The organism is Streptomyces sp. NPDC048420 (assembly GCF_040651535.1).
In the GTDB taxonomy this organism is placed as follows: Bacteria; Actinomycetota; Actinomycetes; order Streptomycetales; family Streptomycetaceae; genus Streptomyces.
In genome coordinates, this window is sequence record NZ_JBEZKG010000012.1 from 72,255 (window position 1) to 99,236 (window position 26,982).

The 26,982-nt window shown below is 71.0% G+C and carries 25 protein-coding genes; 10 read left to right on the forward strand and 15 right to left on the reverse strand.

Features of this window, described 5'->3' with window-relative positions; genetic code table 11:
* Positions 1 to 28 precede the first annotated feature (28 nt).
* Complete coding sequence (locus tag AB0D34_RS23260; protein WP_362664299.1) at positions 29 to 1,072, forward strand: helix-turn-helix domain-containing protein; 1,044 nt, start codon at positions 29 to 31, stop codon at positions 1,070 to 1,072.
* On the opposite strand, the gene AB0D34_RS23265 is transcribed toward AB0D34_RS23260, so the two are convergent.
* The 3 genes from AB0D34_RS23265 to AB0D34_RS23275 all read right to left on the reverse strand — a co-directional run bounded on the left by AB0D34_RS23265 (position 965) and on the right by AB0D34_RS23275 (position 3,626).
* Positions 965 to 2,251, reverse strand: a complete 1,287-nt coding sequence (locus AB0D34_RS23265; RefSeq protein ID WP_362664301.1) for an MFS transporter — start codon at positions 2,249 to 2,251, stop codon at positions 965 to 967. The two genes, AB0D34_RS23260 and AB0D34_RS23265, sit on opposite strands and share 108 nt — an antisense overlap.
* Before the next feature lie 9 nt (positions 2,252 to 2,260).
* A complete protein-coding gene (locus tag AB0D34_RS23270) occupies positions 2,261 to 2,833 on the reverse strand; it encodes a hypothetical protein (RefSeq protein ID WP_362664303.1) in 573 nt (190 codons plus the stop codon).
* Positions 2,834 to 2,999: 166 nt separating this feature from the next.
* Entirely contained in the window at positions 3,000 to 3,626 is a 627-nt protein-coding gene (locus AB0D34_RS23275) for a superoxide dismutase family protein (protein WP_362664304.1), read from the reverse strand.
* A 228-nt stretch (positions 3,627 to 3,854) separates the two neighbouring features.
* Here AB0D34_RS23275 and AB0D34_RS23280 point away from each other — a divergent pair, with 228 nt between their 5' ends.
* Positions 3,855 to 4,130 carry a hypothetical protein gene (locus AB0D34_RS23280; RefSeq protein WP_362664306.1) on the forward strand — a complete coding sequence of 92 codons (276 nt, stop codon included), beginning with the start codon at positions 3,855 to 3,857 and terminating at the stop codon, positions 4,128 to 4,130.
* Between the two features lie 180 nt (positions 4,131 to 4,310).
* Here the strand turns inward: AB0D34_RS23280 and AB0D34_RS23285 are convergent, their stop codons facing one another.
* From AB0D34_RS23285 to AB0D34_RS23295, 3 genes are all read right to left on the reverse strand, one after another.
* A complete protein-coding gene (locus AB0D34_RS23285) occupies positions 4,311 to 5,360 on the reverse strand; it encodes a Zn-dependent alcohol dehydrogenase (protein ID WP_362664308.1) in 1,050 nt (349 codons plus the stop codon).
* Positions 5,360 to 6,511 carry an acyl-CoA dehydrogenase family protein gene (locus AB0D34_RS23290; protein ID WP_362664310.1) on the reverse strand — a complete coding sequence of 384 codons (1,152 nt, stop codon included), beginning with the start codon at positions 6,509 to 6,511 and terminating at the stop codon, positions 5,360 to 5,362. Before AB0D34_RS23290 ends, AB0D34_RS23285 begins: the two co-directional genes overlap by 1 nt.
* Positions 6,512 to 6,620: 109 nt before the next feature.
* Entirely contained in the window at positions 6,621 to 7,487 is an 867-nt protein-coding gene (locus tag AB0D34_RS23295) for an SDR family oxidoreductase (RefSeq protein WP_362664312.1), read from the reverse strand.
* An 85-nt stretch (positions 7,488 to 7,572) separates the two neighbouring features.
* Here AB0D34_RS23295 and AB0D34_RS23300 point away from each other — a divergent pair, with 85 nt between their 5' ends.
* The gene (locus AB0D34_RS23300) at positions 7,573 to 8,499 is read left to right on the forward strand and encodes a cyclase family protein (RefSeq protein ID WP_362664314.1); all 927 of its coding nucleotides are present in this window, start codon (positions 7,573 to 7,575) and stop codon (positions 8,497 to 8,499) included.
* A 316-nt stretch (positions 8,500 to 8,815) separates the two neighbouring features.
* Here the strand turns inward: AB0D34_RS23300 and AB0D34_RS23305 are convergent, their stop codons facing one another.
* From AB0D34_RS23305 to AB0D34_RS23315, 3 genes are all read right to left on the reverse strand, one after another.
* On the reverse strand, positions 8,816 to 9,277 hold the full coding sequence (locus AB0D34_RS23305; protein ID WP_362664819.1) for an ATP-binding protein: 462 nt from the start codon (positions 9,275 to 9,277) through the stop codon (positions 8,816 to 8,818).
* A 509-nt stretch (positions 9,278 to 9,786) separates the two neighbouring features.
* The gene (locus AB0D34_RS23310; protein ID WP_362664316.1) at positions 9,787 to 10,659 is read right to left on the reverse strand and encodes an acyl-CoA dehydrogenase family protein; all 873 of its coding nucleotides are present in this window, start codon (positions 10,657 to 10,659) and stop codon (positions 9,787 to 9,789) included.
* Between the two features lie 124 nt (positions 10,660 to 10,783).
* Positions 10,784 to 11,917, reverse strand: coding sequence for an acyl-CoA dehydrogenase family protein (locus AB0D34_RS23315; RefSeq protein ID WP_362664318.1), 1,134 nt, complete (start codon positions 11,915 to 11,917; stop codon positions 10,784 to 10,786).
* A 130-nt stretch (positions 11,918 to 12,047) separates the two neighbouring features.
* Here AB0D34_RS23315 and AB0D34_RS23320 point away from each other — a divergent pair, with 130 nt between their 5' ends.
* Positions 12,048 to 13,556, forward strand: a complete 1,509-nt coding sequence (locus AB0D34_RS23320) for an AMP-binding protein (RefSeq protein WP_362664320.1) — start codon at positions 12,048 to 12,050, stop codon at positions 13,554 to 13,556.
* Here AB0D34_RS23320 and AB0D34_RS23325 read toward each other — a convergent pair.
* Both AB0D34_RS23325 and AB0D34_RS23330 read right to left on the reverse strand, forming a co-directional pair.
* On the reverse strand, positions 13,535 to 14,047 hold the full coding sequence (locus AB0D34_RS23325; RefSeq protein ID WP_362664322.1) for an EF-hand domain-containing protein: 513 nt from the start codon (positions 14,045 to 14,047) through the stop codon (positions 13,535 to 13,537). The two genes, AB0D34_RS23320 and AB0D34_RS23325, sit on opposite strands and share 22 nt — an antisense overlap.
* Before the next feature lie 266 nt (positions 14,048 to 14,313).
* Positions 14,314 to 14,694 (reverse strand): STAS domain-containing protein, encoded by a 381-nt coding sequence (locus tag AB0D34_RS23330; RefSeq protein ID WP_362664324.1) that lies wholly within the window; start codon positions 14,692 to 14,694, stop codon positions 14,314 to 14,316.
* A 324-nt stretch (positions 14,695 to 15,018) separates the two neighbouring features.
* On the opposite strand from AB0D34_RS23330, the gene AB0D34_RS23335 reads away from it, so the two are divergent.
* Positions 15,019 to 15,600: a sigma-70 family RNA polymerase sigma factor gene (locus AB0D34_RS23335; protein ID WP_362664326.1), complete on the forward strand. Its 582-nt coding sequence runs from the start codon at positions 15,019 to 15,021 to the stop codon at positions 15,598 to 15,600.
* Positions 15,597 to 17,159, forward strand: a complete 1,563-nt coding sequence (locus tag AB0D34_RS23340) for an MDMPI N domain containing protein (RefSeq protein WP_362664328.1) — start codon at positions 15,597 to 15,599, stop codon at positions 17,157 to 17,159. The genes AB0D34_RS23335 and AB0D34_RS23340 overlap by 4 nt, the downstream gene beginning before the upstream one ends.
* 165 nt (positions 17,160 to 17,324) lie before the next feature.
* On the opposite strand, the gene purU is transcribed toward AB0D34_RS23340, so the two are convergent.
* Both purU and AB0D34_RS23350 read right to left on the reverse strand, forming a co-directional pair.
* Positions 17,325 to 18,194: a formyltetrahydrofolate deformylase gene (gene purU, locus AB0D34_RS23345; RefSeq protein ID WP_362664330.1), complete on the reverse strand. Its 870-nt coding sequence runs from the start codon at positions 18,192 to 18,194 to the stop codon at positions 17,325 to 17,327.
* Between the two features lie 46 nt (positions 18,195 to 18,240).
* Entirely contained in the window at positions 18,241 to 18,741 is a 501-nt protein-coding gene (locus AB0D34_RS23350) for a hypothetical protein (RefSeq protein WP_362664332.1), read from the reverse strand.
* A gap of 117 nt (positions 18,742 to 18,858) precedes the next feature.
* Between AB0D34_RS23350 and AB0D34_RS23355 the strand changes: the two genes are divergently transcribed.
* Complete coding sequence (locus AB0D34_RS23355; protein WP_362664334.1) at positions 18,859 to 20,211, forward strand: ABC transporter substrate-binding protein; 1,353 nt, start codon at positions 18,859 to 18,861, stop codon at positions 20,209 to 20,211.
* A gap of 46 nt (positions 20,212 to 20,257) precedes the next feature.
* Here the strand turns inward: AB0D34_RS23355 and AB0D34_RS23360 are convergent, their stop codons facing one another.
* Together AB0D34_RS23360 and AB0D34_RS23365 are read right to left on the reverse strand one after the other, a co-directional pair.
* On the reverse strand, positions 20,258 to 22,069 hold the full coding sequence (locus tag AB0D34_RS23360; protein WP_362664336.1) for a hypothetical protein: 1,812 nt from the start codon (positions 22,067 to 22,069) through the stop codon (positions 20,258 to 20,260).
* 170 nt (positions 22,070 to 22,239) lie between these two features.
* Positions 22,240 to 23,625 carry a transcriptional regulator gene (locus tag AB0D34_RS23365; protein ID WP_362664338.1) on the reverse strand — a complete coding sequence of 462 codons (1,386 nt, stop codon included), beginning with the start codon at positions 23,623 to 23,625 and terminating at the stop codon, positions 22,240 to 22,242.
* A 292-nt stretch (positions 23,626 to 23,917) separates the two neighbouring features.
* Between AB0D34_RS23365 and AB0D34_RS23370 the strand changes: the two genes are divergently transcribed.
* Genes AB0D34_RS23370 through AB0D34_RS23380 form a run of 3 tightly spaced genes read left to right on the forward strand, consistent with a single transcriptional unit; the run spans position 23,918 to position 26,961 of the window.
* Complete coding sequence (locus AB0D34_RS23370; RefSeq protein WP_362664340.1) at positions 23,918 to 24,580, forward strand: bifunctional DNA primase/polymerase; 663 nt, start codon at positions 23,918 to 23,920, stop codon at positions 24,578 to 24,580.
* A 24-nt stretch (positions 24,581 to 24,604) separates the two neighbouring features.
* Positions 24,605 to 25,375 (forward strand): ABC transporter ATP-binding protein, encoded by a 771-nt coding sequence (locus AB0D34_RS23375; protein ID WP_362664342.1) that lies wholly within the window; start codon positions 24,605 to 24,607, stop codon positions 25,373 to 25,375.
* Entirely contained in the window at positions 25,372 to 26,961 is a 1,590-nt protein-coding gene (locus AB0D34_RS23380) for a transporter (protein ID WP_362664344.1), read from the forward strand. Before AB0D34_RS23375 ends, AB0D34_RS23380 begins: the two co-directional genes overlap by 4 nt.
* Positions 26,962 to 26,982 lie beyond the last annotated feature (21 nt).

Consider the following 26,982-nt stretch of genomic DNA (forward strand, 5'->3'; position numbering starts at 1 on the left):
GAAGGACAGCATTCGTTAGGATCGGGCCATGAGCCATGACCGTAGCGACCCGGAGTTCCGCCCGCACCGCGTGGTCGTCCTCGCCATGGACGGTGTCCTCCCCTTCGAGCTGGGCATCCCGCACCGGATCTTCGGCCGCCCCAGGGACGCCGAGGGACGTCTTCTGTACGACGTCATCACCTGCTCGATCCGCCCGCCGGGCCCGGTGCAGACCGACGCCGACTTCGCCATCCAGGTCGAGCACGGCCCCGAGGCCCTGGCCACCGCCGACACCGTGATCGTCCCGGCGTCGTACGAACTCGGCCCGGTCTTCGAACAGGGCGTACTGACCGGCCAACTGGCCGCCGCCCTCGCCCACATCCGCCCCGGCACCCGCCTGGCCTCCATCTGCACCGGCGTCTACGTCCTCGCCGCCGCCGGTCTCCTCGACGGCCGCCCCGCGACCACGCACTGGGCCGACTCCGACCGTCTCCAGGAGCTCTTCCCGCAGGTCAGGGTCGACCCGGACGTCCTGTTCATCGACGACGGCGATGTCCTCACCTCCGCGGGCGTCGCCGCCGGCGTCGACCTGTGCCTGCACATGGTCCGCCGCGACCACGGCACGGCGGTCGCCAACGAGGTGGCCCGCCGCACCGTCGTACCGCCGCACCGCGACGGCGGCCAGGCACAGTACATCCACCGCCCCGTGCCCGACCCCCAGCAGTCGACCACCACCTCCGCCCGCGCCTGGGCGCTGGGCCGCCTCCACGAGCCGATCCAGCTGCGGGACATGGCCGAGCAGGAGGCCATGTCGGTGCGCACCTTCACCCGCCGCTTCCGCGAGGAGGTCGGCGTCAGCCCCGGCCAGTGGCTCACCCAGCAACGCGTGGAACGCGCCCGCCACCTCCTGGAGTCCACCGACCTCTCCGTCGACCAGGTCGCCCACGACGCCGGCTTCGGCACCGCCCAGTCAATGCGCCAGCACCTACAGACGGCCCTCGGAGTCACGCCGACCGCCTATCGCCGCACCTTCCGGTCCGGCGGCTTCGACAGCCCTCCCAGGACTTACGGCGACATCGGCACCCTGCACTGACCCACCCACCCGACGCACCTCGCCCCACCACCCCACCCCGGTCAGCGCGAGGGTCAGCACCACCCCGGCCAGGATCGCGGTGGACGGCACCGTCACCTTGAGCAGGGCTCCGGCGAGCGAACCCGAGGCCGCGTAGCCCGCGCCCGCCGCCGCGTACATCACGGAGTAACCGGCGGCCAGGGCACCGGGGGGAAGCGCGTCACGCAGGGCGAGGTTGCGGGTGAGCAGCGCGCCCGACTGGAGCAGGCCGCCCACGGCCAGCGCGGCCGCTATCCCGGCGGTGACCGGTATCAGCGCGACGAGGGTCACGCAGACCGAGGTGCCGCACATCAGCACGGCACTTCGGGTGCGCAGCAGGCCGGGCCAGGTGCGCAGGCCGTAGAGGAACGCCCCGAGTCCCCCGCCCACCGCCAGCCCGGTCAGCAGCGGCCCGGACCAGCCGACGGGGATGCCCCGCTGTTCGAGCAGGGCGGGCAACGCGAGTTCGGCGAGGCCCAGCAGGCTGAGACTGGCCGCACCCGTGACGTACACCGGCCAGGCGCGGAGCAGCAGCCGGGGCAGCGAGCCGCCCTTCCACGCACCGCCGGTCCCGTCGGTGGGCTCGTCCACCTTCCAGCCGGCCGGCAGCAGCCACAGCCCCGCCACCGAAGCCGCCATCAACCCAGCGGCCAGCAACAGCGGGACCCGCGGCGCCACCCCGAGCGCGAGCCCGGTGACGGCCGCCGGGGAAACGGCCCAGATGACGGAGTTGAGCATCGACTCGGTGGACAGCGCCTGCGCCACGGCCCGCTCCGGAACGAGCTCGGTGAGCAGCGCACGCAGCCCGCCGGTCACCGCGGCCGGCGCGGCCCCGGCGAGGATCGCGAACGCGCCCAGGACCAGGGAGCCCGCGTCGGGAAGCAGCCCGAGCCCCGCGAACCCGACCGCGCCGACCGCGAGCCCCGTGGCCAGGTGGGGCCGGGGACGCTCGGGGCGGAGCCGCAACCCGAGCAGCGGGGCACCGACGATCTCCCCGATGACGTACACCGCCGCGAGGACCGCTCCCAGCGCATACCCTCCCGGTCTCTCGCGCACCAGGAAGACAAGGGCGAGCGGAGCCATCGCCACCGGCATACGGGCGCCGACGGACGTGCAGGCCCACACCAGGACCCTGGGGGTGGCGACGTCGCGGTAGGTCATGAGCCGAAGCTAGGGCCCGGCACTGACATCGCCCCACTGGTTTTCCAGCCCCTGTGGAAAACTCTGAACGCCCGGGAGCACCTGAAGCCCGGGACCAGCCGCCCCGCCGCCGGCGATGAGACCGCCGCGTGTGCGACCTCGGTGCTGTTCGAGATCGAGCTGTCCCTTGAAGATTTCGTTGATCGACTCGATGACCTGCCGCAACGGCTTCAACAGGGATCCGCCGGGCCGCCGCCGTTCGCCCTCGCAGGTCGGCCTCAGCAACTGGAGGCCGTACTCGGCCAGTGCGCGTGGGAAGCCGCGGCCGAAGTGATTCGTGTCCCCGATCAGTGTCTGGCCGGGCCGGGCGGTGAGGAGGTGCGGTTCGGCTGCGAACAAGTCCAGTACGGTCTCGCGCTCGTCGGCCTCGGCCCCGGTCAGGGCGAAGGGCGATGGGCAGGCCCTGGAGCGTGCACACCAGGCGCAGCCGACTCGCAGGCCCCAGAATAAGCAGGTGTGGCCGGCGCGGTAGCCGTACGGGGCCCATCCGGCCAGATCGGAGCTTTCGACGGTCTCCCGCGAGCGGCCGCGCATGGCCTGCATCATCGCCAGGGTGACCAGCTCGGCGCGGGTGAGCTGCGGGGTGATTCCCACGGCCGGCCGCCAAGGCGCCAGGTCCGGACGCTCCTTCAGCAGGTCGTCGGTCGTCGGAGGTTCCGGTTGCGATGACGGAACGGCGGCCCGGGAGGGTCCCCCGGGCCGGGATGTCCTACTCGAACGGCACGTTGACGCAGGCGAGGCGCGCACCGGCCGTTCCGGCGTGGCCCGGGTGCATGGCGGTGCCCATCTCGTGCAGGACCACGGAACGCGCCCCGCCCTCACGGAACTGCCAGCCGACGATGGAGACGGAGCGGTCCGACCCGTCCTTGTTCGTGGCCAGGTCCAGCCAGACCTCGTTGAGCGGGTTGGCGTACACCGGGTCGACCGAGGGCTGCGTCGGGTCCACCCGGTCCTGGTAGTGCGGCCCGGCATCAGCGGGCAGCGCCCCGCACGGCTTGGTGTGGACGTGGGCGCCGTAGACGCGGTTCGGAACCAGGCCCCGCAGGCGCAGCTCTATGCGCGTCCCGCCTCCGCGGCGCAGCTCCTCCTTCACCTGGACCCTCGCGCCCGCCGGCACCAGATCCGGGTTGTAGGTCACCGCCTTGGCCCCGGCCACATCGCTCACCGGCGAGAACGTCGTCGCGACGACGACCTTGCGCACGGGGGCCTTGGAGGTGTCGTGCGGCGTAGCGGCGCCCGCTGTAGCCACCACGCCGGCCGCGATACCGATGGCGGCGACAGCGGCTCCGGCGGCCAGGAGGCCTCTGTGCTGGGTGACGAACCTGTGCTTGGACATGGCGAAGCTCCGTGGGGGGTTGGGATGTGGGCAGGTGCATGCGCTGGGAGTCACCGGGGGCCGGTGGGTTTCCCTGGACGGGCCTGCCTCTCAAGATCTCCGGGACCGTATAACGGAAGCAAAGCCTCCTCCAAGGCTTACCGATGAGTAGCGCGAAGTTTGCATGAAAGTTCAAGATCTATTCACACCAGCCAAACATCCGGGCACCTGGCGTTCCAACCTGGCCGGATGGGCCCAATACGGCTACCGCGCCGGCACACCCGCTTCTTCTGGGTCCTGCCGCTGCGCCTGGTGTGCACCCTCCAGGGCCTGCCCGTCGCCTTCGCCCCGACCGGGGCCGAGGCCGACGAGCGCGAGACCCTGCTGGACCTCCTGGCCGCCGAAGCCGGTCTCGTCGCCGCGCGTCCTGCCCAGACACTGATCGGCGACAAGAACTATGCGGCCGGGGCTTCGAAGACGAGCTCGCCGAACAGGACATCCGGCTGCCTCGGCCGGCCCGAATGACACCTTCAAGGGCCAACTCAATCTCGAACAGCACCGAGGCCGCACGCCCGGCGGTGTCGCCATTCGCGCCACGCAGGGCGTCCTCGCGCTGACCGCAGCGATCCGGCACAACGACCACACCCGGACAGCCTCCTGTGCTCACTGACCGCCTATGACCACTGACCCCTTGGAATCGATCACCTAGAACGTGAGCACCCCCCGAGCCACCCGCCCCGCCTCCGCGTCCCCGACGGCCTTCTCGAAGTCCTCGATCGGATACGTCGCCGTGACCAGCTCGTCGAGGAACAGCCGGCCCTGCCGGTAGAGCTCGGCGTACAGCGGGATGTCCCGTTGCGGCCGCGACGACCCGTACCGGCAGCCGAGGATCGCCTTGTCGAGGAACATCGACGAGACGACGAAGGACGCCTCCGCCTTCGCCGCCGGAACCCCCAGCAGCACCGCCTGCCCGTGCCGGTCCAGCAAGTCGACGGCTGCGCGCACGAGTTCGACGCGCCCGACGCACTCGAAGGCGTGGTCCACGCCGTACGGCAGCAGCTCCCGCACACCCTCCACCGACGTCAGGAAGTCGGTCGCCCCGAACTGCCGGGCCACCGCCTCCTTCGCCGGATTGGCGTCCACCGCCACGATCCGCAACGCGCCCGCGATCCGCGCGCCCTGGATGACGTTGAGCCCGATCCCCCCGGTCCCGATCACCAGCACACTGTCCCCGCGGTCCACCCGGGCCCGGTTGAGCACGGCTCCCACCCCGGTCAGCACCCCGCACCCGATGAGCGCGGCGGACGGCAGGGGAATGTCCTTGGGAATCCGTACCGCCTGCACGGCCTTCACCACCGTCCGTTCCGCGAAGGCGGAGTTGCACGCGAACTGGAACACCCCCTCCCCGTCCCGCGAGAAGGGCTTCTGGGGCCGCCCGATCGCCTTGCGGCACATGGTCGGCCGCCCCCGGTCGCAGTCGGCGCAGGCACCGCAGTTCGCCAGCGTGGACAGGGCCACATGGTCACCGGGCCCGACATGCCTGACCCCCTCCCCCACCGCCTCCACCACGCCCGCGCCCTCATGCCCCAGCACCACCGGCACCGGGAACGGAATGGTCCCGTCCACCACGGACAGATCGCTGTGGCACAGCCCGGCTGCCGAGATCGCGACCAGCACCTCACCGGGCCCCGGATCCCGCACCTCCAGATCGTCGACGACCTGGACCTGCCTCCCGTCGAACAGCACGCCGCGCATCAGACGACCCCCTTGGGTTCCCTGGGCAGACCGAGCACCCGCTCGGCGATGATGGTGCGCTGCACCTGGTCCGAACCGCCGTAGATGGTGTCGGCCCGCGAGAACAGGAACAGCTGCTGCAGGTCGTCGAGTTCGTACGGCGCGGAAGCGGACCAGTCCCCGGACCCGACCGCGGCCTCCGCCCCCCGCACGAGCATCGCCAGCTCCCCGAGCCGCTGATGCCACCCGGCCCACAGCAACTTCGCCACACTGGAGGCCCCGGCATCCCTCGAACCCCCCAGCGTCCGCAGGGCGTTCCACCGCATGGTCCGCAACTCGGCCCACAGCCGCACAAGCAGCGAACGTACGACGGGATCGTCGACCGCGCCGGTACGTACGGCAACCTGGACCACGCGGGTCAACTCCTGAGCAAAACCGGCCTGTTGGGCCAGCGTGGACACCCCACGCTCGAACCCCAGCAGACTCATCGCCACCCGCCAGCCGTTCCCCGCACCCCCGACGACATGCTCCACGCGCGCGTGCGCCCCGTCGAAGAACACCTCGTTGAACTCGCTGGTGCCGGTCATCTGCCGAATGGGCCGCACGTCGATGCGCCCTGGCTGGTCCATGGAGACGAGGAGAAAGGACAGCCCGTGGTGCCGGGTCGACTCCGGATCGGTACGGGCGAGAACGAAACACCAGTCGGCCTCATGCGCGAGCGACGTCCAGATCTTCTGCCCACTGATCCGATACGTCCCGTCCGACGCGAGCGACGCCTTGGTCCGCACTCCGGCAAGATCGGACCCCGCCCCGGGTTCGCTGTATCCCTGACACCACAACTCGTCCCCGGCGGCGACGGCAGGAAGAAAGCGAGCCTTCTGCTCCTCGGTACCGTGCGCAAGAAGGGTGGGAGCCAGAAGCTTCTCCCCAATATGCCCCGACCGAGCCGGCGCCCCCGACCGCACATATTCCTCGGCCCAGGCGACTTGTTGGGTAAGCGTGGCAGTCCGGTTCCCGTATCCGGACTCACCCCAACCAAGCCCGATCCACCCGGACTTCCCAAGGGTTCGTTCCCAACCACGACGGTCCTGAGAACCATCAGCGTGACTGGAGAGCCATTCCCGGACCTCGATTCGGAACGCCTCATCCTCATCGGTGAACCCAAATTCCACGAACGTCTCCTCTCCACCCCGGACCCGGTGTCCCACCTAGGGGCGCGGGGAACTGCGCGACCAGCCACACACAACCCGCAGCCGCCCCACACCCATCACCCCCGACCCACTAGGCACCCGGCCCCGAAAGCAACGGCATCGGATCCACCCCCACGCTCCCGGGCAAGAACTCCGCGATCCGATCCGGCGTCCAACCGCCGGAGGCATACGCCGCACGCAACTCCCGAGGCTGAGCCCACACCGCGATCTTCGCCCCCGCCACGGTGTACACCTGCCCGGTGATCTCCCGAGCCCGCTCCGAGAGCAGATAGACCACCATGGCGGCCACATCCTCCGGCTCCCCGATCTCAGTCAGCTCGAAGGGAACGTTCGCCGACATCCGCGTACGGGCGACGGGCGCCACCGCGTTGGCGGTCACCCCGTATTTGTGCAACCCCAGCGCCGCGCTCCGCACCAGCGAAATGATCCCGCCCTTCGCGGCACTGTAATTCGCCTGCGAAACCGAGCCCTGATGATTCCCGCTGGTGAACCCGATCAACGTCCCCGCCCGCTGCTGCCGCATCACCGCGGAAGCCGCCCGGAAAACAGTGAACGTCCCCTTCAAATGGGTCGCGAGAACCGGATCCCACTCCTCCTCGGACATGTTGAACAACATGCGCTCGCGCAGAATCCCGGCGACACAGACGACACCGTCCAGCCGCCCGTACGAAGACAGCGCCACATCGACGACCCGCTGCCCACCCGCCATGGTCGAGATGTCGTCGGCGACGGCGACGGCCTCACCCCCGGCCGCCTCGATCTCCTTCACGACACCCGTGGCGACATCGCTCGTCGGAGACGCCCCGTCCACGGAGACGCCGTAGTCGTTGACGACGACCCGCGCCCCCTCGGCGGCAGCCGCGATCGCGACCGCCCGTCCGATCCCCCGCCCCGCGCCCGTCACGGCGACGACCCTGCCTGCCAAGAAGTTCCCCATGCCCGGCCCCTTCCCGCGGTTTCTGACGGACCGTTAGATTTTATGACCCGTCAGATGTGCGGACACAAGCCCCGGGGAGGGCCCGATGTCACTTCCGGCCGCGTTCCACGACATCGCCAAGCGCGTGAACAACTGGGGCCGTTGGGGTGCCGACGACGAGATCGGCACCCTGAACCTGATCACCGACGAGGTCGTCCGCGGGGCGGCGGCGACCGTCCGCACGGGCCGTCGCGTCCCTCTCGCGCTGCCCCTCAGGCAGGACGGCGTGCAGACCGGGATGATGCCGGGCCGGGTCAACCCGCTGCACGCGATGGTGCAGATCAACCAGGAGATCTTCGGACCGGGGACGGTGGCCTGCAGCGACGACGCCGTGACCATGGGGCTCCAGGCGGCCACCCACTGGGACGCGCTCACCCATGTCTCGCACTCGGGCATGCTCTACAACGGCCGCCCGGCCGACACCATCACCCCGCACGGCGGCGCCGGGTTCAGCGGCATCGACAAGGCACGGCACGTCGTCTCGCGCGGGGTACTGCTCGACGTGGCACGCGCGCGGGGCGTGGACCGGCTCGACGGGGCGCACGCCGTGACCCCCGAGGACCTGGAGGCCGCCGAGGAACTCGCGGGCACGCGCGTGCGTGCCGGTGACATCGTGCTCGTACGGACGGGGCAGATCCAGGTGTATCTCGCCGGGGACAAGGAGGCGTACGCCTACCCGTCGCCGGGTCTGTCGGTGCGCACTCCGGAGTGGTTCCACGCGCGCGATGTCGCCGCGGTCGCCAACGACACCCTCACGTTCGAGATCTTCCCACCCGAGATCGAGGACCTGTGGCTGCCGGTGCACGCGCTGGATCTGGTGGAGATGGGGATGCTGCAGGGCCAGAACTGGAACCTGGAGGAGTTGTCCACAGCCTGTGGAGAAGCGGGCCGCCACGCGTTCCTGCTGTCGGCCATGCCCGAGCCGTTCGTCGGCGGCACCGGCACGCCCGTGGCCCCGGTGGCCGTTCTGTAGGGAGGTCGGCCGGCGGCGCGCGGGCCCGCCCCGAGCACGGCATCGCGCGCCGCCGTCATCGACTCCCCTCCGCCCCGGGGAAATCGACACCGCGTCACGATCCGCACTCGTCGAGGCCTTCCGTCACCGAAGCCCTCGGCGTCCCCTCACGGCGAATCGCTGACACCAGCGTGATCAATCGAACACAGTGCGTCAACACCCGCATGAGGATTTATTGCTTACGACCTTTTTGTCGCAGCCGCGCACCGAAGCACCTCCCGGCGCACCGGCACACCGCAGTGCAGGGGAGACAGCGGTTTCTGCGACCATGCGCCGGTCACACCGCCTCGAACGCCAGCCCCTCGTAGGCCGAGGCCTCGATGGCGTAGACCTCCGTGCTCTTCCGGGGCCGCTCGCAGCGGTCCAGTTCGCACCAGATGCTCTTGCCGGCGCCCTCGGGGCTCCAGCCCCAGCGGTCCGCGAGACCGTCGACGAGGGCGAGGCCGCGGCCGCCGGTCGCGTCGCCGTCCACGCAGCGCGGCACCGGGGCCCGGCCACTGCGGTCGGCGACCTCCAGGCGGACGGTGGCCGACTCCGCCTCGCAGCCCGGCAGGGACAGCCTCAGAACGGCCGGACGGCCGGTGTGCACCACGGCGTTGGTGACCAGTTCGGACACGAGCAGGATGAGGATCTCGGCGAGCGACTCGTCGGCCCCTATCCCGGACCCGGCGAGCCGCGAGCGGGCCCACCTCCGGGCTCGCCCCACCTCTGCGGGGTCGGGCCGGATCTCCAGCTGCACTTGAAGCACCTGCACCGCTCACACCATCCGAACCGGCGGGCACATGGGCTCGCGCCTCACGAGGGCCACGATCGTAGCCATTTTTTGCATGACCGGAACAAGGACCGAAGCCGGGGTCACGGAACGTGAATCCCTTACAGGACAGCATGGTTGACGTACAGTCACGCCAACAAGCGCTTCGGGCATATTCCAGCGCGAAGGAGTACCCGTGCGGGATACTGTGCGACGCTCGCCGCGGGAAGTCGAACAGGCGCAGGACGCAGGCCCTTCCGCCCTGCGAGCAGCGGCGCGCATCGCCGGGTCCGGGGCCGCCCCATCGGCAACACCGGCATGGCTCATGCTCCGAACCACTCGCATCTCACACAAGGTACCGGAGCGGGCCGCCGACTCCAGGACGTGACGAGTCACACATAGGACACAACCAGATATCAACGCTCCGTGATTCCGGTATGCCACAATCCGCGACATCCGCTCCGGGCACCTCCGGGACCGGGCAGGCCGCGGGCACCTCAGGCCAGCAGATCGACGGCGAGCGACTCCTCACTCTCCGCACCGCCACCGGCCCGCCGGCCCCGCACCCAGGCCCGCTTCAGATGCAGATGCACCTCACACTCCCAGGTGAACCCCATCCCGCCGTGCACCTGAAGACAGTCCCGTGCACCCCGCTCGGCGGCCTCGTCGGCCAGCAGCCGGGCCGCGGCGATGTCCACGGGGTCCGCGGTCACGGCGGCCGCGTAGACCGCGGCCCGGGCCGTCTCGGCCCGCACCAGCATCTGCGCGCACAGATGCTTGACCGCCTGGAAGGCCCCGATCGGCTGCCCGAACTGCTTTCGCGTCCGCGCGTGTTGCACGGCGAGCTCACACACGCGCGTGGCGGTGCCGAGCTGCTCGGCGGCGGTCAGGAGCACGGCGACGGGATCGACGGCGCCCCCCGACACCCCGGGCACCCGATGCAACGGCGTCAGCGGATCCACCGACCTCAGGGGTACGGCGCCGGCGGCCTCCCCGCGCACGACGTCAGCCGCGTCCAGCCACTCCACGAGTCCGTCCGGGTCGACGCCGGTCACGACGACCTCCCCTTCGGCGGCCCCGTCCACGACACCGGCCGCGAGGTGGCCGGCCACGAGCGGCCCCGGCAACAACACCCGCCCGGCCTCCTCGAAGACCAACACGGCTTCCGGCAACCCCAGTCCAACCCCACCGTCCGCCTCGGGCACCCGCAGCGAGAAGAACCCGGCGGCCCCCAACTCCCGCCACAGGGCACGGTCCAGTTCCGGAGCGTCCACGGCAGCGCGCAATGCTTCCCCGCCAAAGCGCCGAGCAAGCAACTCCCGCACACCGGCCTGCAAGGCCACCTGATCATCGGTCAGTTGAAACCGCATGCCACGCCCTCTTCTCAACTCAGGCCGCGGTGGCCACCCCAGGGGCGGGGGGCTGTGCTCGATTTGCGGCTACCGCCGCGCGGGCGCGACCAGCCACAACGAACCCGCACCCGGCACTCAACCGCTACCGCCCCTTGGGCAACCCAAGAATCCGCTCGGCCACGATGTTCTGCTGAATCTGCGAGGTCCCGGCCGCGATGGTGTACGACAACGACGACAACCGGTCGATCACCCAGGGACGTTCAAGATCCAGCGACTCGACACCCAGCACTTCGCCCGCAACGTCGTACAACTCCTGCCGAGCATGCGAGTACCGGAGTTTGAAAACCGAACCCCCCACCCCCGGCACCCCACCCCCCGCCTCCGCCTCACTCACGTTCCACTGCGTAAGCCGCCACAACGCCCGGAACTCGGCGTTCAACCGCCCCAACCGACGCCGAAGCACAGGATCGTCCCAACACCCGTTCTCCCGCGCCGTGACGGCAAGTTCACCCAGCACCCGCCGACAGGCGACGACCTCGCCCACAAAGGCGGTCCCGCGCTCGAAGGACAGCGTCACCATGGTCACGCGCCACCCGTCGTTCTCCTCCCCCACCCGATTCCCCACCGGCACCCGCACCTCGTCGAGAAACATCTCGGCGAACTCGGCGGACCCGGCCAGCGTCCGCAGGGGCCGCACCTCGACACCGGCCGCAGACATCGGCATCGCCAGCCAGCTGATCCCGCGATGCTTGGGCGCAGCCGGATCCGTCCGCACCAGCAGCTCGCACCAGTCGGCCGCTTCGGCGTGCGAGGTCCAGATCTTCGACCCGCTCACCACATAGTCGTCGCCGTCCCTACGCGCGCGCGTGCGCAGCGCCGCGAGGTCGCTCCCGGCATCCGGTTCGCTGAACCCCTGGCACCACACCTCCTCGCCCCGCAGGATCGGCGGCAGCCAGCGTTCCCGCTGCCCCGGTGTCCCCTCGGCGGCGATCGTGGGCCCCGCGTGCAGCAGTCCCACGAACCCGGCACCCACGTAGGGCGCGCCCGCGAGCTCCGTCTCCTCCAGGAAGATGAGCCGGGTCGTCGGCGATGCGTCCCAGTGCACCTGCGCGTACCCCGCGTCGTACAGCGTCCGCTGCCAGCCGAGGTCGTACGCCCGGCGCCCGGGCCAGTCCTGCGGGGAGGGCTTCGGCGGCAGCGTGGGGAGCACCTTGGCGAGCCACTCCCGTAGCCGCGCCCGGAACTCCTCCTCTTCCGGTGTGTACGCGAGGTCCATGACAGCCGCCCCATCTGATGAACCGTCAGTTCCTGGAAGGCTAAGTCCCGCACCCCTGGACCGACAAGGCGTCCCGCCCTACGCTCTGCGCACGATCTGACTGTCCGTCAGTTCTACCAAGGGGGCCGCCGTGACCGACACCGCCCACGCGCTCAGCGCGTCCCGCACCCTCTGGGAGCTGGTCGCCCGCCGCGCCGACCTCACCCCCGACCGCCCGGTCCTCCTCCAGGACGACCGCACGCTCACCTTCGGCGACCTGCGCGCGCGTGCCGAGCGGGTCGCGGCCGGCCTGTACGACATGGGCGTACGCCCCGGCACCGTCGTCGCCTGGCAGCTGCCGACCCGGATCGAGACGGCCCTGCTCTCCTTCGCGCTGGCCCGCCTGGGCGCCGTGCAGTCGCCGGTCATCCCCTTCTACCGGGACCGCGAAGTCGGCTTCGCCCTCAGGGAGTCGAAGGCGGAGTTCTTCGCGGTGCCGGGCGTCTGGCGCGGTTTCGACCACACGGAGATGGCCCGGCGGCTCGGCGCGAAGGGCGTCTTCGAGGCGTACGACGACCTCCCGGACGGCGACCCGGCCGTGCTGCCCGCCCCGCCCGCCGACGGCACCTCCGTCCGCTGGATCTACTGGACCTCGGGAACCACCTCCGACCCCAAGGGCGTTCTCCACACGGACCGTTCGCTCATCGCGGGCGGCTCCTGCCTCGCGCACGCGCTGAAGCTGACGGCGGACGACGTGGGGTCGATGGCCTTCCCGTACGCGCACATCGCGGGCCCGGACTACACCGTGATGCTGCTGCTGTACGGCTTCCCGGCGGTGATGTTCGAGCAGTTCGCACTGCCGGACGCGCTGGAGGGCTGTCGGCGGCACGGGGTGACGGTGGCGGGCGGTTCGACGGCGTTCTACTCCATGTTCCTCACCGAGCAGCGCAAGCAGCCCGGTGTTCCCGTGATTCCCTCACTACGGCTGCTCGCCGGGGGCGGGGCGCCCAAGCCGCCGGAGGTCTACCACGCCGTCGTACGGGAGTTGGGGGTGCAGCTCACGCACGGGTACGGCATGACCGAGGTGCCGATGATCACCATGGGGGCGCCCGACGACACGGTGGAGAACCTTGCCACGACCGAGGGGCGGCCGCCGGAGGGCATGTCCGTGCGGATCGTGGACGGGGAGGTGCGGCTGAAGGGGGAGGCGGTGTGTCAGGGGTACCTGGATCCGGCGCAGACGGCGGAGGCCTTCGACGAGGAGGGGTTCCTGCGCACCGGTGACCTGGGATTCGTGACGGACACCGGCCATCTGGTGCTCACCGGACGACTCAAGGACGTGATCATCCGCAAGGGCGAGAACATCTCGGCGAAGGAGATCGAGGACCTGCTGGCCGCGCATCCGGCCGTCGGGGACGTGGCGGTGATCGGGCTGCCGGACGCCGAACGCGGGGAACGCGTGTGTGCCGTGGTGGAACAGCCCGAGGGGGCCCGGAAGTTGACCCTGGAGGACGTGTCCGCGTATCTGCGCGCGGAAGGGCTGTCGACGCACAAGCTGCCGGAGCAGCTGGAGGTGGTGGACGCCCTTCCGCGCAACGAGACCCTGCGCAAGGTCCTGAAGTACAAGCTCAGGGAGCGCTACTCGGGGACCGTGAAGTAACGGGCGAAGGCGGCCACGATCTCGGCCTCGCCGACCTTGCCGTCGCCGTCGGTGTCCAGGGTGGCCGCGGCGGCCCGCGCGATGTCCTCGCTCACGCCGAGGATCCTGAGCACGCGCGCGGTGTCCTCGACAGTGGCGCGTCCGTCGCCGTCCTGGTCGGCGACGTCGATCGCCGCGTGCAGGAAGGGGCGGGCGATCTCGGCGAACCGGTCCGGGTTGTCGCGCAGCCGCTTGAGCGCGCCGTTCACGAACTCGTCGCGGTTGATCCGCTGGTCGCCGTCCCGGTCGGCGATCCCCGCCATGCCCTGCCAGAACGCCTCGGCGCCGATGTACAGCGCCTGTCCCTTGTCGGAGCGTGCCGCCATGCCGAACTCCGTGAGCAGCGCCTTGGCCGCCACGTTGAAGTCCTCGCGGTCGATGTAGCCGTTGCCGTCCTGGTCGAAGGTGGCGAACCGGCCGGCGATCCTGCGCTCGTACTCGCTGCTGACCATGTCTCTTCGGGCCGCCTCACATCACATCGGGTGCTTCTCGCACGGAGCGTACGACGCGAGCGGGGCCCCGGGGGCCGTAAGGGGGCGCTTGTGCCAAGACCGGGGAAATTTTGGGACAACGGTGTGGCAGTCGGGGTGCCCCAGGTCACAGCCGTGCGGGTCCGTCCCGGGAGAGAGGCGGCGGTCGAGGGCATACGTCGCAGGTGACACCCCTCCGGGCAGCCACAGGTGACACTTCTCCGGGCTGACGGTCCGCCGAACGGACCCTACGCGGACAGTGGCCCCGCCTCCTCGTCGGTCGCCGAGTCCAGGTCCGGGTGGACCTCGAACAGGCGGCGGACGCCCAGGGCGCCGAGGACGCGGTTGACGTGGGAGCCCTCTGCGGCGCCCCGGTCCGGGAGGATCAGGCGCAGATCGCCCCGGCAGGAGCGGATGAGGCGACGGGACGCTATGAGTACGCCCACACCGCTGGAGTCGCAGAAGTACACCTGGGAGAGGTCGAGCACAAGACTGTGGCGGCCCTCGGCCACCACGTCGTGGACGCGCTGGCGGAGCACTGGTGAGGTCACCAGATCCAGCTCGCCCGACACACTGAGCACGGCCCAGTCGCCCTGCTCGTCGCCGGTCACATTGAACGCCACCACCATGCCCTTCGCTCGCCGGAAAGCAAACGGAAGCCTTTCCTACGCTTCCTTGCAGCGCGGCTGCCCAGCGGCCGTTCCCTGAAACTCAGGCCGAGAAACGGAAATCGTTCGAAAGAGGCTTGTTTTAGTCGGCTTCGATCCTGTTCGATCAGGTCTGGTCGGTGAGTGGCCGGGTAGGGGATGGTCCACAAGGTCCACTACCACCTGAGGCCCCTCAGGGGGCGTGCATTGAAACAAAGGGGCGTGCGCTGTCGGGGGTGCCGACTACATTCGAGGAGACGGTGGGCGCAGGCTTGCCCCGGAGACTTCCAGGGGTGAGGGGGCCGCATGGCGAAGAAGGACGCACCGCCCCGCTGGGACCGCAAGATGCAGCAGCGGCTCGCACGCGGTGAGGCGGCCGCCCTCGGCGAGCTCTACGACCGTTTCGCTTCACTCGTGCACGGACTCGCCCACCGCGTGCTCGGAGATGAGCGCGCGGCCGACGGCATCACCCGGGACGTCTTCGCCCACGTCTGGGAACACCCCGAGGCCTACGACCCCAAACAGGGCCCGCTGCGCTCCTGGGTCGCCGGTCTGACCCACCGCCTGGCCGTGCAGCGGCTGCGCGCCACCGAGACCGCCGCGCTCACCCGGGGCAGCGAGGGGGCGGTCGCCGACTCCGAGGAGCTGGAGCGCAAGGTGCACCGCGCCTCGGTCGCCGCCCGCGCCGACTACATCGTCCAGGCCATGCCCACCCCGCTGCGGGCCGCGCTGGAGCTGGCCTACTTCCAGCGCCGCGACTACCGCCAGACCGCCGCCGACCTCGGCGTCACCGAGGACGAGGCCCGCCGCCGCCTCCGCCTGGGCCTACAACTCCTGTCCACGGCCCACGACGCGGGAGCTCCGCCGGGATACGGAGGCGCGGCGTGAGCGACCGCTTCGAGGCGTACGACGACCATGACGGGGACGGGGTGTTCTCCGAGGATGCCGGGGGAGCCGGAGCTGCCGGGAACACGGGCGCCCCTGGGATCGGCGGCCATGGCGACGGCATCGACGGTACGGGCGACGACGGCCGGGACGGACTGAGCGGCGGCCCGAGCGCGGTCGGCCGTGGTGACACCGGACCGCAGGGCTCCGGCACGGGCGACGCGGGCGCGGGCGGCCCGAGCGAGCCCGGTGGCCCACATACGTCGGGTGGCCCCGGCAGCCCGAGCGAGCCTGATGCGCCTGGCGGCCCCGGGGACCCCCGCGACCCCGGCAGCCCTGCCGGCGGCAACGGCCCCGCCCCCGACCGGCCGCCCCGCATACCCCTCCCACGCGCCTCCGTCGAGGACACCGGCCTGCCGTTGCCCGTGCCGGCCGAGCCGTCCGCTCCGCTCGTTCTGGAGCACCAGGTGCTGAAGGCGCTGCTCGGGGCGTGGGCGATCGCCGCGTGTTCCGTGGCGGAGACGGCCGCCGTGGAGGACCACCTCGGTGTCTGCGGCTCCTGTGCCGACGAGGCGCTGCGGCTGCGCGAGGCGGTGGGCCTGCTGCAGCGACCGGAGAGCCTCGACCTGGACCCCGGCCTGCGCACCCGCGTCCTCGACAGCTGCCTGGACCGGCGCCCGCCGCGCATCCCGATCCCGGTGTGGGCCACGCCGTACGACGCCGAGACCGCCCGCCTCGACGCCCTGCTGCAGGACTTCGGCGACGCCGAGTGGCACGCGCCCGTACGGCTGCGCTGGTTCGACGCGGACGAGGCCACGAGCCGCCGTACGACGGTCGCCGGGGTCATGGCCCACCTGCTGTCGGTCGACGGCCTCGTCGCGGTGGCCCTGGGCCTGGACGACCCGATGGGCGAGATCCCGCCGGACGCGCCCACGCCGGCCGGCCGCACCGAGGCGTACTGGCGCGCGTCGCACTTCCCGCCGACCCGCTCCGTACGGACGCCGTGGCGCGAGCAGAGCCACGACCTCGTGCGCACGGTGTCCTTCACCGGCAGCACCTCAGGGAAACTCGCGGTGGCCTACGGCGACTTCGACCTCCCCCTCCACGACGCGATGCTGGACCGCGCCTTCGAGTGCTGGGTCCACGCGGAGGACATCGCGGAAGCGGTCGACTACCCCTACGAGCCCCCGTCCCCCCGCCACCTCAACCGCATGATCGACCTGGCCGCGCGGATGTTGCCGGCGGTGTTGGCGCACCGGCGGCAGAAGGGGCTCGCGTCACCGGTCCCGGGACGGCACCTCGTGAGCGCGGGAGGCCTCGGCCGCACCCTCCGCCTGGAGATCGAGGGCCACGGGGGCGGAGAGTGGCTGATCCCTCTCGACTCCCCGGCGGCGGTGGGGTCCGCGGAGCACGAGGTGGCGCATGTGGCGCTGGACGGCGTGGAGTTCTGCCGGCTGGCTGCGGGGCATGTGCCTCCGCCGGAGGCGGCGGTGGGACAACGGGGTGACCGTGAGGCGATCAGGGACGTCCTGTACGCGGCGGCGAGCTTGAGCCGGATGTAGGGGCGGGTTGCGGTTTCGTCGGCGGCGCGGGTGAGTGGGGGCTGGTCGCGCAGTTCCCCGCGCCCCTGAAAGCACGTCCACTGCGCCTACTCAAGGGGCGCGGGGAACTGCGCGAGCAACCACGAACCACCCGCAGCCGCCCTACAACCAGAACCCCCCGAGCCCCTAGGCGAACACCACCGTCCGCCGCCCGTTCAGCAGAATCCTGCGCTCCGCATGCCACTTCACGGCCCGCGCCAGCGCCTGGCACTCCACATCCCGCCCGATCGCGACCAGCTGGTCCGGCGTGACGTCATGCCCCACCCGCTCGACCTCCTGCTCGATGATCGGCCCCTCATCGAGGTCGGCGGTCACATAGTGCGCCGTCGCCCCGATCAGCTTGACCCCGCGCGCGTGAGCCTGGTGGTACGGCTTCGCGCCCTTGAAGCTCGGCAGGAACGAGTGGTGGATGTTGATGATCCGGCCGCTCAGCTGCTTGCACAGATCGTCGGACAGCACCTGCATGTACCGGGCCAGCACCACGAGCTCGACGTTCTGCTCGCGCACCAGCTCGAGGAGTCGCGCCTCCGCCTCGGCCTTGTTCTCCCGCGTCACCGGAATGTGGTGGAAGGGAATGTCGTACGACCCCACGAGCTCGGCGAAGTCCATGTGGTTGGAGACCACCGCGGCGATCTCCACCGGGAGAGCTCCTATACGCGCCCGGAACAGCAGGTCGTTCAGGCAGTGCCCGAACTTGCTGACCATGAGCACGACCCGCATCTTGTCCTCGGCCCGGTTGATCTGCCAGTCCATGTGGAAGGCGTCACCGATCGCCGCGAAGGACGCCCGCAGCTTGTCCACGGTCACCGGCTCCTCCGCCGAGAAATGGACGCGCATGAAGAACAGACCCGTGTCGTGGTCGCCGAACTGCTGGCTGTCCTCGATGTTGCAGCCGGTCATGAAGAGGTAGCTCGACACGGCGTGCACGATGCCCTGCTTGTCGGGGCAGGACAGGGTCAGGACGTACTGCTCGGCGGGGGTGGACTGCTCGTTCATGCAGGACAGGGTCGCATATCCATCGGTTGGGCAGACACCGCGTCCGTCACGCGGACCGGGTCATGATCTGCAGCACCTGGAGCGTGCGCGGCGGTGCCTCGGGGTCCTCCCCGTCGGCCGTCGCCATGCGTACGTGCGCGTCCCGCGCCGCCCGCACCGCGTCCGGCCACCCCGCGTTCTCCATGTACACGGAGACGGGGGCGTCGGGACCGACCTGGTGCATGATCCTGAGCACCCGCAGAACGGCGGTGTCGACGAGGGCCGCCTCCTGGGAGTCCCGGAAGATCGTGCCGACGTACTTCTCGGCGGACCAGTTGTCCAGCCAGGTGTCCTCGACGAGGCGGTACACGGCGTCGGTGACGTCCCCGTACCCTTCGACGCCGGCCAGCCAGACGTTCTGCTGGAAGCCGGGGTCGGAGAGCATGTGCAGCGCGGAGCGCACATTGCTGCGCCAGCGCCACCACGGCATGTCGTTCAGTGGCATGTCGCCCATGGTGGAGGAGCGACGGCCGCGACGGGAAGAGTTCTCCGAACCTTGCACGGTCACCGATCGTACGTTCTTCCCCTTTCGTGCCTCACAGGACCCCGGTGTTCACCTTTACGTCACCCTTCGTTGACCTAGGGTCACTTCCGAGTTGGCGATGTGGCGGAAGCGTGTGTGCCCATGACCGGTAGGCGACGCATCCGCAGCACCTTCCTCCCCAGGCACCACCGGCCCGTCAGAGCCCTCCGCGCGGCGGGGGCGCTGCTGGCGTGTGCCTCGCTCGCCGCCGGCTGCGGGGTCGTCCCCGGTACCACGGGGGGTTCCGGGGACACCCCGATCAAGGTCATGACCTGGGCCCCGTCGGACACCAACGCGACCAACAAGCCCGGCATGCCCGCCTTCGCGCAGGCCTACGCCCGCTGGATCAACTCCAAGGGCGGCATCAACGGCCGTAAACTCACCGTCCTGACCTGCAACGACCACAACGACGGGGTGGCCGCGGCGAAGTGCGCCCGGCGCGCGGTCAAGGAGAACGTGGTCGCGGTCGTCGGCTCCTACAGCCAGTACGGCGACTCCTTCTTCCCGCCCCTGGAGAACGCGGGCATCCCCTACATCGGCGGCTACGGCGTCACCAACGCCGAGTTCACCAGTCCGCTGTCCTACCCCGTCAACGGCGGCCAGCCCACCCTGCTGGCCGGGCTCGGCAAGGAGCTCGCCGCGGTCTGCGGCAACGTCACCCTCGTACGGCCGGACACCATCGCGGGCGACGAGCTGCCTGTCCTGCTGGACTCCGGGCTGACCACCGGTGGGCACCGGGCCGCGAGCGACGTGCGGGCGGCGGACGACGCCACCGAGTACTCGGCGGAGTCGACGAAGGTGCTCGACGGCTCGGCCTCCGCCACCTCGGCCTCGACCGCATCGGCCTCCGGCTCGGCGAAGGAGGGGTGCGTGGTGCCCGCGCTCGGCGACCGGACCAGCACCTTCATGGACTCCTTCCGGCGTGCCCGCGAGGACTACCCGAAGGTGCGCACGGCTGTGACGATGGGCAGCGTCGACCAGACGGTGATCGACGCGTCCGGCGGGGCGTCCGGGCCGTACGAGGGGTCGTACATCACCGGCTGGTACCCGGTGGAGAGCGACGCCCGCTGGGCCGCGATGAAGAAGGTCATCAGCGAGCAGGCCTTCGGCGACAACCGCATCGACTCGGCGGACGCGGGGGTGCAGACCACCTGGATCGCCTACACGGTGTTGAAGAGGGTCGTCGAGTCGCTCGGTGGCGGCGAGGTCTCCTCGGGCAGCGTGCGCGGCGCCCTCAACGACGGGCTCAAGATCACGACCGGCGGTCTCACGCCGACGCTCCAGTGGGCCACCCGACACACCTGGAGCGCCGCGGACGACCTCGCCACGGTCGGGTTCCCGCGCATGGTCAACGCCAACGTGACGCTCCAGGTCGTACGCCAGGGCCAACTCGTGGCGGCCCGCAAGGGCTTCACCGACGCGACGAAGACGCTCCAGAACGCCGACATCGACTAACCGGACGGGCGGGGGGCCGCGTACGGCACCCCACCCGGCCTGGCACCTACAGCTGGGTCGCCGAGCGCTCGGTCAGGCTGTACTTCTTCGCGATCACGTTCCACAGCCGGGCCGCCTTGGCCTTCTCGGTGCTGGCGGTGCCGCTGTCCCGGTTGCCGGCCGCGGTCTGGCCCGTGGGGCGGGCCTGGCCCTTCTTGCAGCCCTTCTTGCCGGCCGCCTGGTCGGCCCAGGCCGCGTAGTGGTTGTCCGCGGACGCGGACGCCTGCCAGGCCTTGGTGAGGGCGGCGGTCAGCTCGGTGTGACTCGGCAGCTGGTCGACCGAGAGCGCCCCGAGCCGGGTCACCAGGCCGGTGCGCTGGCTCGCCGCCGCCCTCAGGTCCTTGGCGGCCGCGGCGAGGTTCTTGCAGGACTTCACGTTCGCCACCGCGTTGATCACCGAGGAACGGCTGTTGCCGCTGTCGGCGAGCAGCTTGTCCAGCTCCACGGCCTGCGCCTGCGCCGCGTCGGCCGCCGGCGAGGCGGACCCGTCGGTCGCGGGGGCCGTGGCCGAGACGGTCTGGTTCTTGTTCCCCTGGTCGTCACCGCCGCCCCCGGCGAGCAGCGCGCCCGCGCCGATGCCGAGCACGACGATGCCGATGCCGACGGCGGCGATGACCGGCACCCGCGAGCGTCCACGGCCGCCCCGGTCGCCGTCGTCGTAGCCGTCACCGCCCGGCGGGACGTACGGCGGCTGCTGCGCGGCGTACGGCTGCTGCTGCGCGGCGTACGGCTGCTGCTGGGCGCCGTACGGCTGCTGGTGGGCCGCGTACCCGTGCGGTACGGCCTCGGGCTGGGCGAAGCGCGGCAGTTGCTGGGTGGCCCCGGCCCCGCCGTCGGTGCCCGGTCCGCCCCTGAAGAGGTTGTCGAACTCGGAGGGCGGCTGCCGTTCCCCGCCGTAGGACGCGCCGGGGGCCTGTCCCGGCACGGGCGCGATGAACTGCGTGGCCTCGGCGTCGGGGCCGGCGTTCTGCGGGGGCTGCGGGGCGTACGGGGACTGCCCCTGGAACTGGGCTCCCGCGGAGGCCTCGGGCGGGAGCGCGCCGGGGCGGACGGGCGGGAGGTACTGGGTGGCTCCCTCGGGGGCGCCGGGCGCGGCCGCGACCGGCGGGATGAACTGGGTGGCGCCCTCGTCGGCGGGCGGCAGGGGCGCGGAGGCGGGCGTGCCAGGGGCCGACGGGAGGGGTTGGCCTACCGGGGGCAGGTAGTAGGAGGTCGGCTCGTTGGTGTCATAGCCCGGCGCGGACGGCTGCTGCGCGGCGGCGTACGGCGCCACCTGGCCCTCCTGCGGAGGCAGCGGCTGGGACTGCGGGGCGGAGGCCGGCGGGAGGGGCCGGCCGACCGGCGGCAGGTAGTAGGAGGTCGGCTCGTTGGTGTCGTAGCCCGGCGCGGACGGCTGCTGCGCGGCGGCGTACGGCGCCACCTGGCCCTCCTGCGGAGGCAGCGGCTGGGACTGCGAGGGGGCCTCGGGCGGTATGCCGCCGGGCTGTTGCGGAGTGCCCCAGGTCTGGGCGGGCGGCTGCGACCAGTCCTGGGCCTGCGGCTGGGCCGAGTCCTGGTGCTGGTCGGGGCCCCACGGGGTGCCCCAGGCCTGGCCGCCGGGCGGCTGGCCGTACGCCCCGTCGGGCGCCGGGCCGGACGGGGCCGCCTGCGGAGGGCTGCCGTAACCGCCCTGCGGCTGCGCACCGCCGTATCCGGACTGCGGGCCGCCGTATCCGCCCGTCTGTCCCGGCAGCAGGGGTTCCCCGCCGTCGGAGGGCAGCACGATGCCTTCGCGCGCTTCGCGCGCCGAGGGCTGCTCGCCCTGTCCACTCTGCGTCACCGGGACTCCTACTTATGGGGGAACTTCGGAATCGTCGGCTCACGCTACCGGGTCCTCCGAGCCCGGTGCCACGTAGCACAGGACGTGACCTGCGTCCCTGTGACCGCAGTAACAATTCCCTGGTGATCACGTGACGGTTCCGGGCCCGTATCCGCTGTACCTGTCCTCCTCTATGCGGCCGCCTGGAGGTCGAGGCGGGCCCCGAACTCCCTGACGACCGGCTCGTCCCGGAACGGATCGAGGCGCTGCTGGAAGTCGTCGAGGTACTCCGCGCCCCGGTTGGAGCGGACCGTCTCCAGCAACTCCACCGCCTTCAGACCGGTGTTGCAGGCCTGCTCGATCTCGCGCTGCTGCACCTGCGCGCTGGCCAGCAGGACGTAGCCGATGGCCCGGCGGCGCGCCTTGTTCTCGGGAAGCCCGTCCAGGGACTCCTGGGCGCATCGCGCGGCCGCGTCGGCCTGACCGAGGTCGCGGTGGCAGTGGGCCAACTCGTCGGCGAGGTAGGCCTCGTCGAAGTGCGCGATCCACGCCGGGTCGTCGCCGCCGGCCGGGTCCGCCGCCTCCAGCGCGTGCACGGCCCGCCCGGACGCCGCCTGGGTGGCCCGCACATCGCCCATGAGCGCGTGTCCGCGGGCCTCCGCCGCGTGGAACATCGCCTCCGCACGCGGTGTCACCCGGCCCCGCGCCCCTTCCTGGGCCGCCCGCGCCAACTGGGCGATCTCGCGCGGGTTCCCGAGCTGCGCGGCGAGGTGGCTCATGGACGCGGCGAGCACATAGCCGCCGTATCCGCGGTCGCCGGCCGCCTGTGCGAGCCGGAGCGCCTGGATGTAGTACCGCTGGGCCAGGCCCGGTTGCCCGGTGTCGATCGCCATGTACCCGGCGAGTTCGGTCAACCGTGCGACGGAGGCGAACAGTTCACGCCCGACCGCCTCCCGGTACGACCCCGCGAGCAGCCCGGAGACCACGCTGTTGAGGTAGTGCACGACGACCGGGCGCACATGCCCGCTGCCGTACTGGTGGTCGAGGTCCACGAGCGCCTGGGTCATCGCCCGCACCGCCGCCACGTCGGACTGCCCCACGCGCGGGCCCGCCTGGCGTGCCACCTGCGAGTCGGGCGAGGAGATCAGCCAGTCCCGGCTCGGCTCGACCAGCGCGGACGCGGCGACCGAGGAGCCGGACAGGAAGTCCCGGCGGCCCACGTCACTGCGCCACAGCTCACACACCTGCTCGATGGCGCCCAGTACCGTCGGCGAGAACTGGAGACCCACCCCGGAGGCGAGGTTCTTGCCGTTGGCCATGCCGATCTCGTCGATCGTGACCGTACGGCCGAGTTTGCGCCCGAGAGCCTCCGCGATGATCGCGGGGGCCCGCCCCCTCGGTTGCTGTCCGCGCAGCCAACGGGCCACGGACGTCTTGTCGTAGCGCAGGTCGAGGCCGTGCTCGGCGCCGCACATGTTGACCCGGCGGGCGAGCCCGGCGTTCGAGCACCCCGCCTCCTGGATGAGCGCCTGCAGCCGTTCGTTCGGCTGCCGCGCGACGAGAGGCCTTGCGGCCATGGCGTACCCCCTGTGGCTGCGGTGCCTGCCCACGCACCGAGTTGACGTGTCTTCCACCGGACCACCGAAAAGATCCGGCCTTGAAGATCAATGCCCCGCCAACGTGTCGAAAATGCGAGGCATGCCAGGATTGCCGGGGTAGAGACTCGTACCGACCCCACACGTGGTTACCCAGCTCACGCGGAGGTTCCTCCTCTGCGCCCCCACACATGCATCCATGCGCCCCGGATGCGGAATCGATGCGCTTCCCCCGCGCGCGGTACGGCCGTAACCCGAGGTGGGTGCGGGAGTTGTGTTCAGCGTGGAAGAGACGATCGCGGGTACCGAAGCCGCTCAGATTCCGAAGCAGCGCGGGGAATCGCTGCTGGAGACAGCCGTACGTTACGCCGAGGAGCGCCACTGGGACGTCTTTCCCGGGACCTGGCTGGAAGCCGTCGACGGGGTGCAGCGGTGCTCCTGCGGTGACACCGCGTGCGCCGCACCCGGGGCGCATCCCGCGCGGGAGGACTGGGCGACGCAGGCCACCGGCAGTGCGACGGTCGCGCGCCGGATGTGGCAGAAGCAGCCGACGGCGTCCATTTTGTTGCCGACGGGCCGGACCTTCGACGCGATTTCCGTCCCGGAGACCGCGGGGTTCCTGGCGCTGGCCCGTATGGAGCGGATGGAGTTGACGCTGGGGCCGGTGACGTTGACGCCCGATCGTCGGATGCAGTTCTTCGTGTTGCCGGGGGCGTCGGTGAAAGTGCCGGAGCTGGTGGGGAAGCTCGGGTGGGCTCCCTCGTCCCTTGATCTGGTCGCGCCTGGGGAGGGGGCGTATGTCGCTGCGCCTCCCACTCGCTTCGGGTCGTCCGGGGCTGTGCAGTGGGCTTGCCGTCCTACCCCTGCGAACCGTTGGCTGCCGGATGCCGAGGAGTTGATCTCGCCGCTTGCTTATGCGTGCGGTAGGGACAGGTGACGTGCACCCCTAAAGTTGGCGTTCATGACGTCGGCTGTGAGTGTGCGTGGGCTCTGGAAGCGGTTCGGGGAGCAGGTTGCCGTAGGGGGAATTGATCTCGAACTGCCTGCCGGGAAGTTCATCGGGCTCGTCGGGCCCAACGGGGCAGGGAAGACCACCACTCTCTCCATGGTCACCGGGCTGCTCCGCCCCGATCAGGGAACCGTCACGGTCGTCGGGCACGACGTGTGGCAGGACCCGGTGGCCGTCAAGGCCCGGATCGGCGTTCTGCCCGAGGGGCTGCGGCTGTTCGAGCGGCTGTCCGGGCGGGAACTGCTGGCGTACAGCGGGCGGTTGCGCGGGTTGCCCGGTGCCGAGGTCGACCGGCGGGCCGCTCAGCTGCTCGATGTGCTGGATCTCGCCGGGGCCCGGCACAAGCTGGTCGTCGACTACTCGACCGGGATGCGGAAGAAGATCGGGCTCGCGGCCGCCCTGCTCCACAATCCCGAAGTGCTGTTCCTCGACGAGCCGTTCGAGGGCGTCGACCCGGTCTCCGCACAGACCATCCGAGGAGTGCTGGAGCGGTACACCGCCTCCGGCGCCACCGTCGTCTTCTCCTCGCATGTGATGGAGCTCGTGGAGTCCCTGTGCGACTGGGTGGCCGTCATGGCCGCCGGCCGTATCCGCGCCCACGGACCGCTCGACGAGGTGCGCGGGGCCGCGCCCTCGCTGCAGCGGGCGTTCCTGGAACTCGTGGGCGCGCAGGGGCAGAACGCCGGTGCCGACCTCGACTGGCTGGGCGGCGGGGCCCGATGACGGGAGACATCACACCGGTCGTCGTACGGCTGAAACTGTCGCTGCTCAGGAACGGACTGCGGCAGTCCGGCGGGCGACGGGCCGCCTACATCGCCTCGGCCGTCGCCGTACTGCTCTTCTCCGTCCTGCAACTGCTCGGTCTCATCGTCCTGCGCGGCAACGAGCACGCCAGCTCCGTCGTCGTCCCGCTGGTCGCGGTGCTGGCCGTCGGCTGGGCCGTGATGCCGCTGTTCTTCCCCGGCGGCGACGAGACCCTCGACCCGACCCGGCTGGTGATGCTGCCGCTGCGGCCGCGGCCACTGGTGCGGGCACTGCTGGTGGCCTCGCTGCTCGGCATCGGGCCGGTGTTCACGCTCTGCATGCTCGTCGGGTCCGTCGTCGCGGTCGCGCACGGCGGGACGGCATACGTCTTCGCCGTGCTCGGCGTCGGGCTCGCGCTGCTGGTCTGCGTGGCGCTCGCGCGGGCCGTCGCCGTGGCCAACGTCCGGCTGCTGACCAGCCGCAAGGGCCGTGATCTCGCGGTACTCAGCGGACTGCTGATCGCCGTCGGCGCCCAGGTCGTCAACTTCGGCGCGCAGCGCCTCGGTTCGGGCGGCCTGGGGCAGCTGGACGGGCCCGCCGAGGTGCTGAAGTGGGTCCCGCCCGCCTCGGCGATCGGCGCGGTCGACTCGGCGAGCGAGGGGTCGTACGGTGTCGCCGTCCTCCAACTCGCCCTGTCCGCCGGTGCGCTGGCGGGACTGCTCGCCCTCTGGTCGCGTCATCTGACCCGGCTGATGACCTCGCCCGACGGCTCCACGCTCCCCTCCGCCGAAGGGGCCGCGCGGGAGCGGAGTTCGAGCGGGCCGGCCCGGTTGCTGCCGGCCGGGCGTACCGGCACCGTCATGGAACGCAGCCTGCGCTATGTGTGGCGCGACCCCAAGACCAAGGCCGCGTGGGTGACTTCGCTGGCCATCGGGCTGATCGTGCCGGTGTTCAACGCGGTGCAGGGCACGGGGTCCATCTACTTCTCGTGCTTCGCCGCGGGGATGCTCGGTGTGCAGATGTACAACCAGTTCGGGCAGGACACCTCCGCGTTCTGGATGGTCGCGATGACCATCTCCTCGACGCGGGACGCCTACGTCGAACTCCGCGCGCGTGCACTGGCGTTGCTGGTCATCACACTGCCGTACGCCACGCTCGTCACCGTTCTGACGACCGCGCTGACCGACGACTGGCCGAAACTGCCCGAGGTGCTCGGGATGTCCTTCGCGCTGCTCGGGGCAATGCTGGCGACCGGGGCGTGGACGTCGGCCCGCTTCCCGTACTCCATTCCGCAGGAGGGCCACAAGAACGTGGCCCCGGGGCAGTCGGGGCTCGCCGCCGCCGCCGTCGTGGGCGGGATGGTCTCGGCCGCCCTGCTGTGCGCGCCCGTGATCGCCCTGACGATCTGGGCCAACGTCAGCGCGGACGGCGACGAGTGGAGCTGGGTGCTGCTGCCGGTGGGCGCGGTGTACGGGGCGGTGATCACGTTCGGGGGGCTGCGGCTGGCGGCGCCGCGGACGGCTCGCCAACTGCCGGAGATCCTGGTGGCGGTCAGCAAGGGCTGACACAAGCAGGTGTTCGAGTGT

Excerpts from the sequence above, each read along its gene's own strand:
- AB0D34_RS23265 (WP_362664301.1), bottom strand. The coding sequence starts at position 2,251 with ATGACCTACCGCGACGTCGCCACCCCCAGGGTCCTGGTGTGGGCCTGC.
- AB0D34_RS23330 (WP_362664324.1), bottom strand. The coding sequence starts at position 14,694 with ATGGTGGTGGCGTTCAATGTGACCGGCGACGAGCAGGGCGACTGGGCC.
- AB0D34_RS23260 (WP_362664299.1), top strand. The coding sequence starts at position 29 with ATGAGCCATGACCGTAGCGACCCGGAGTTCCGCCCGCACCGCGTGGTC.
- AB0D34_RS23285 (WP_362664308.1), bottom strand. The coding sequence starts at position 5,360 with ATGCGCGGCGTGCTGTTCGACGGGAGGCAGGTCCAGGTCGTCGACGAT.
- AB0D34_RS23275 (WP_362664304.1), bottom strand. The coding sequence starts at position 3,626 with ATGTCCAAGCACAGGTTCGTCACCCAGCACAGAGGCCTCCTGGCCGCC.
- AB0D34_RS23325 (WP_362664322.1), bottom strand. The coding sequence starts at position 14,047 with ATGGTCAGCAGCGAGTACGAGCGCAGGATCGCCGGCCGGTTCGCCACC.
- AB0D34_RS23280 (WP_362664306.1), top strand. The coding sequence starts at position 3,855 with ATGGGCCCAATACGGCTACCGCGCCGGCACACCCGCTTCTTCTGGGTC.
- AB0D34_RS23335 (WP_362664326.1), top strand. The coding sequence starts at position 15,019 with ATGGCGAAGAAGGACGCACCGCCCCGCTGGGACCGCAAGATGCAGCAG.
- AB0D34_RS23365 (WP_362664338.1), bottom strand. The coding sequence starts at position 23,625 with ATGGCCGCAAGGCCTCTCGTCGCGCGGCAGCCGAACGAACGGCTGCAG.
- AB0D34_RS23355 (WP_362664334.1), top strand. The coding sequence starts at position 18,859 with ATGACCGGTAGGCGACGCATCCGCAGCACCTTCCTCCCCAGGCACCAC.
- AB0D34_RS23300 (WP_362664314.1), top strand. The coding sequence starts at position 7,573 with ATGTCACTTCCGGCCGCGTTCCACGACATCGCCAAGCGCGTGAACAAC.
- purU (WP_362664330.1), bottom strand. The coding sequence starts at position 18,194 with ATGAACGAGCAGTCCACCCCCGCCGAGCAGTACGTCCTGACCCTGTCC.
- AB0D34_RS23375 (WP_362664342.1), top strand. The coding sequence starts at position 24,605 with ATGACGTCGGCTGTGAGTGTGCGTGGGCTCTGGAAGCGGTTCGGGGAG.
- AB0D34_RS23380 (WP_362664344.1), top strand. The coding sequence starts at position 25,372 with ATGACGGGAGACATCACACCGGTCGTCGTACGGCTGAAACTGTCGCTG.
- AB0D34_RS23270 (WP_362664303.1), bottom strand. The coding sequence starts at position 2,833 with ATGCAGGCCATGCGCGGCCGCTCGCGGGAGACCGTCGAAAGCTCCGAT.
- AB0D34_RS23310 (WP_362664316.1), bottom strand. The coding sequence starts at position 10,659 with ATGCGGTTTCAACTGACCGATGATCAGGTGGCCTTGCAGGCCGGTGTG.
- AB0D34_RS23315 (WP_362664318.1), bottom strand. The coding sequence starts at position 11,917 with ATGGACCTCGCGTACACACCGGAAGAGGAGGAGTTCCGGGCGCGGCTA.
- AB0D34_RS23295 (WP_362664312.1), bottom strand. The coding sequence starts at position 7,487 with ATGGGGAACTTCTTGGCAGGCAGGGTCGTCGCCGTGACGGGCGCGGGG.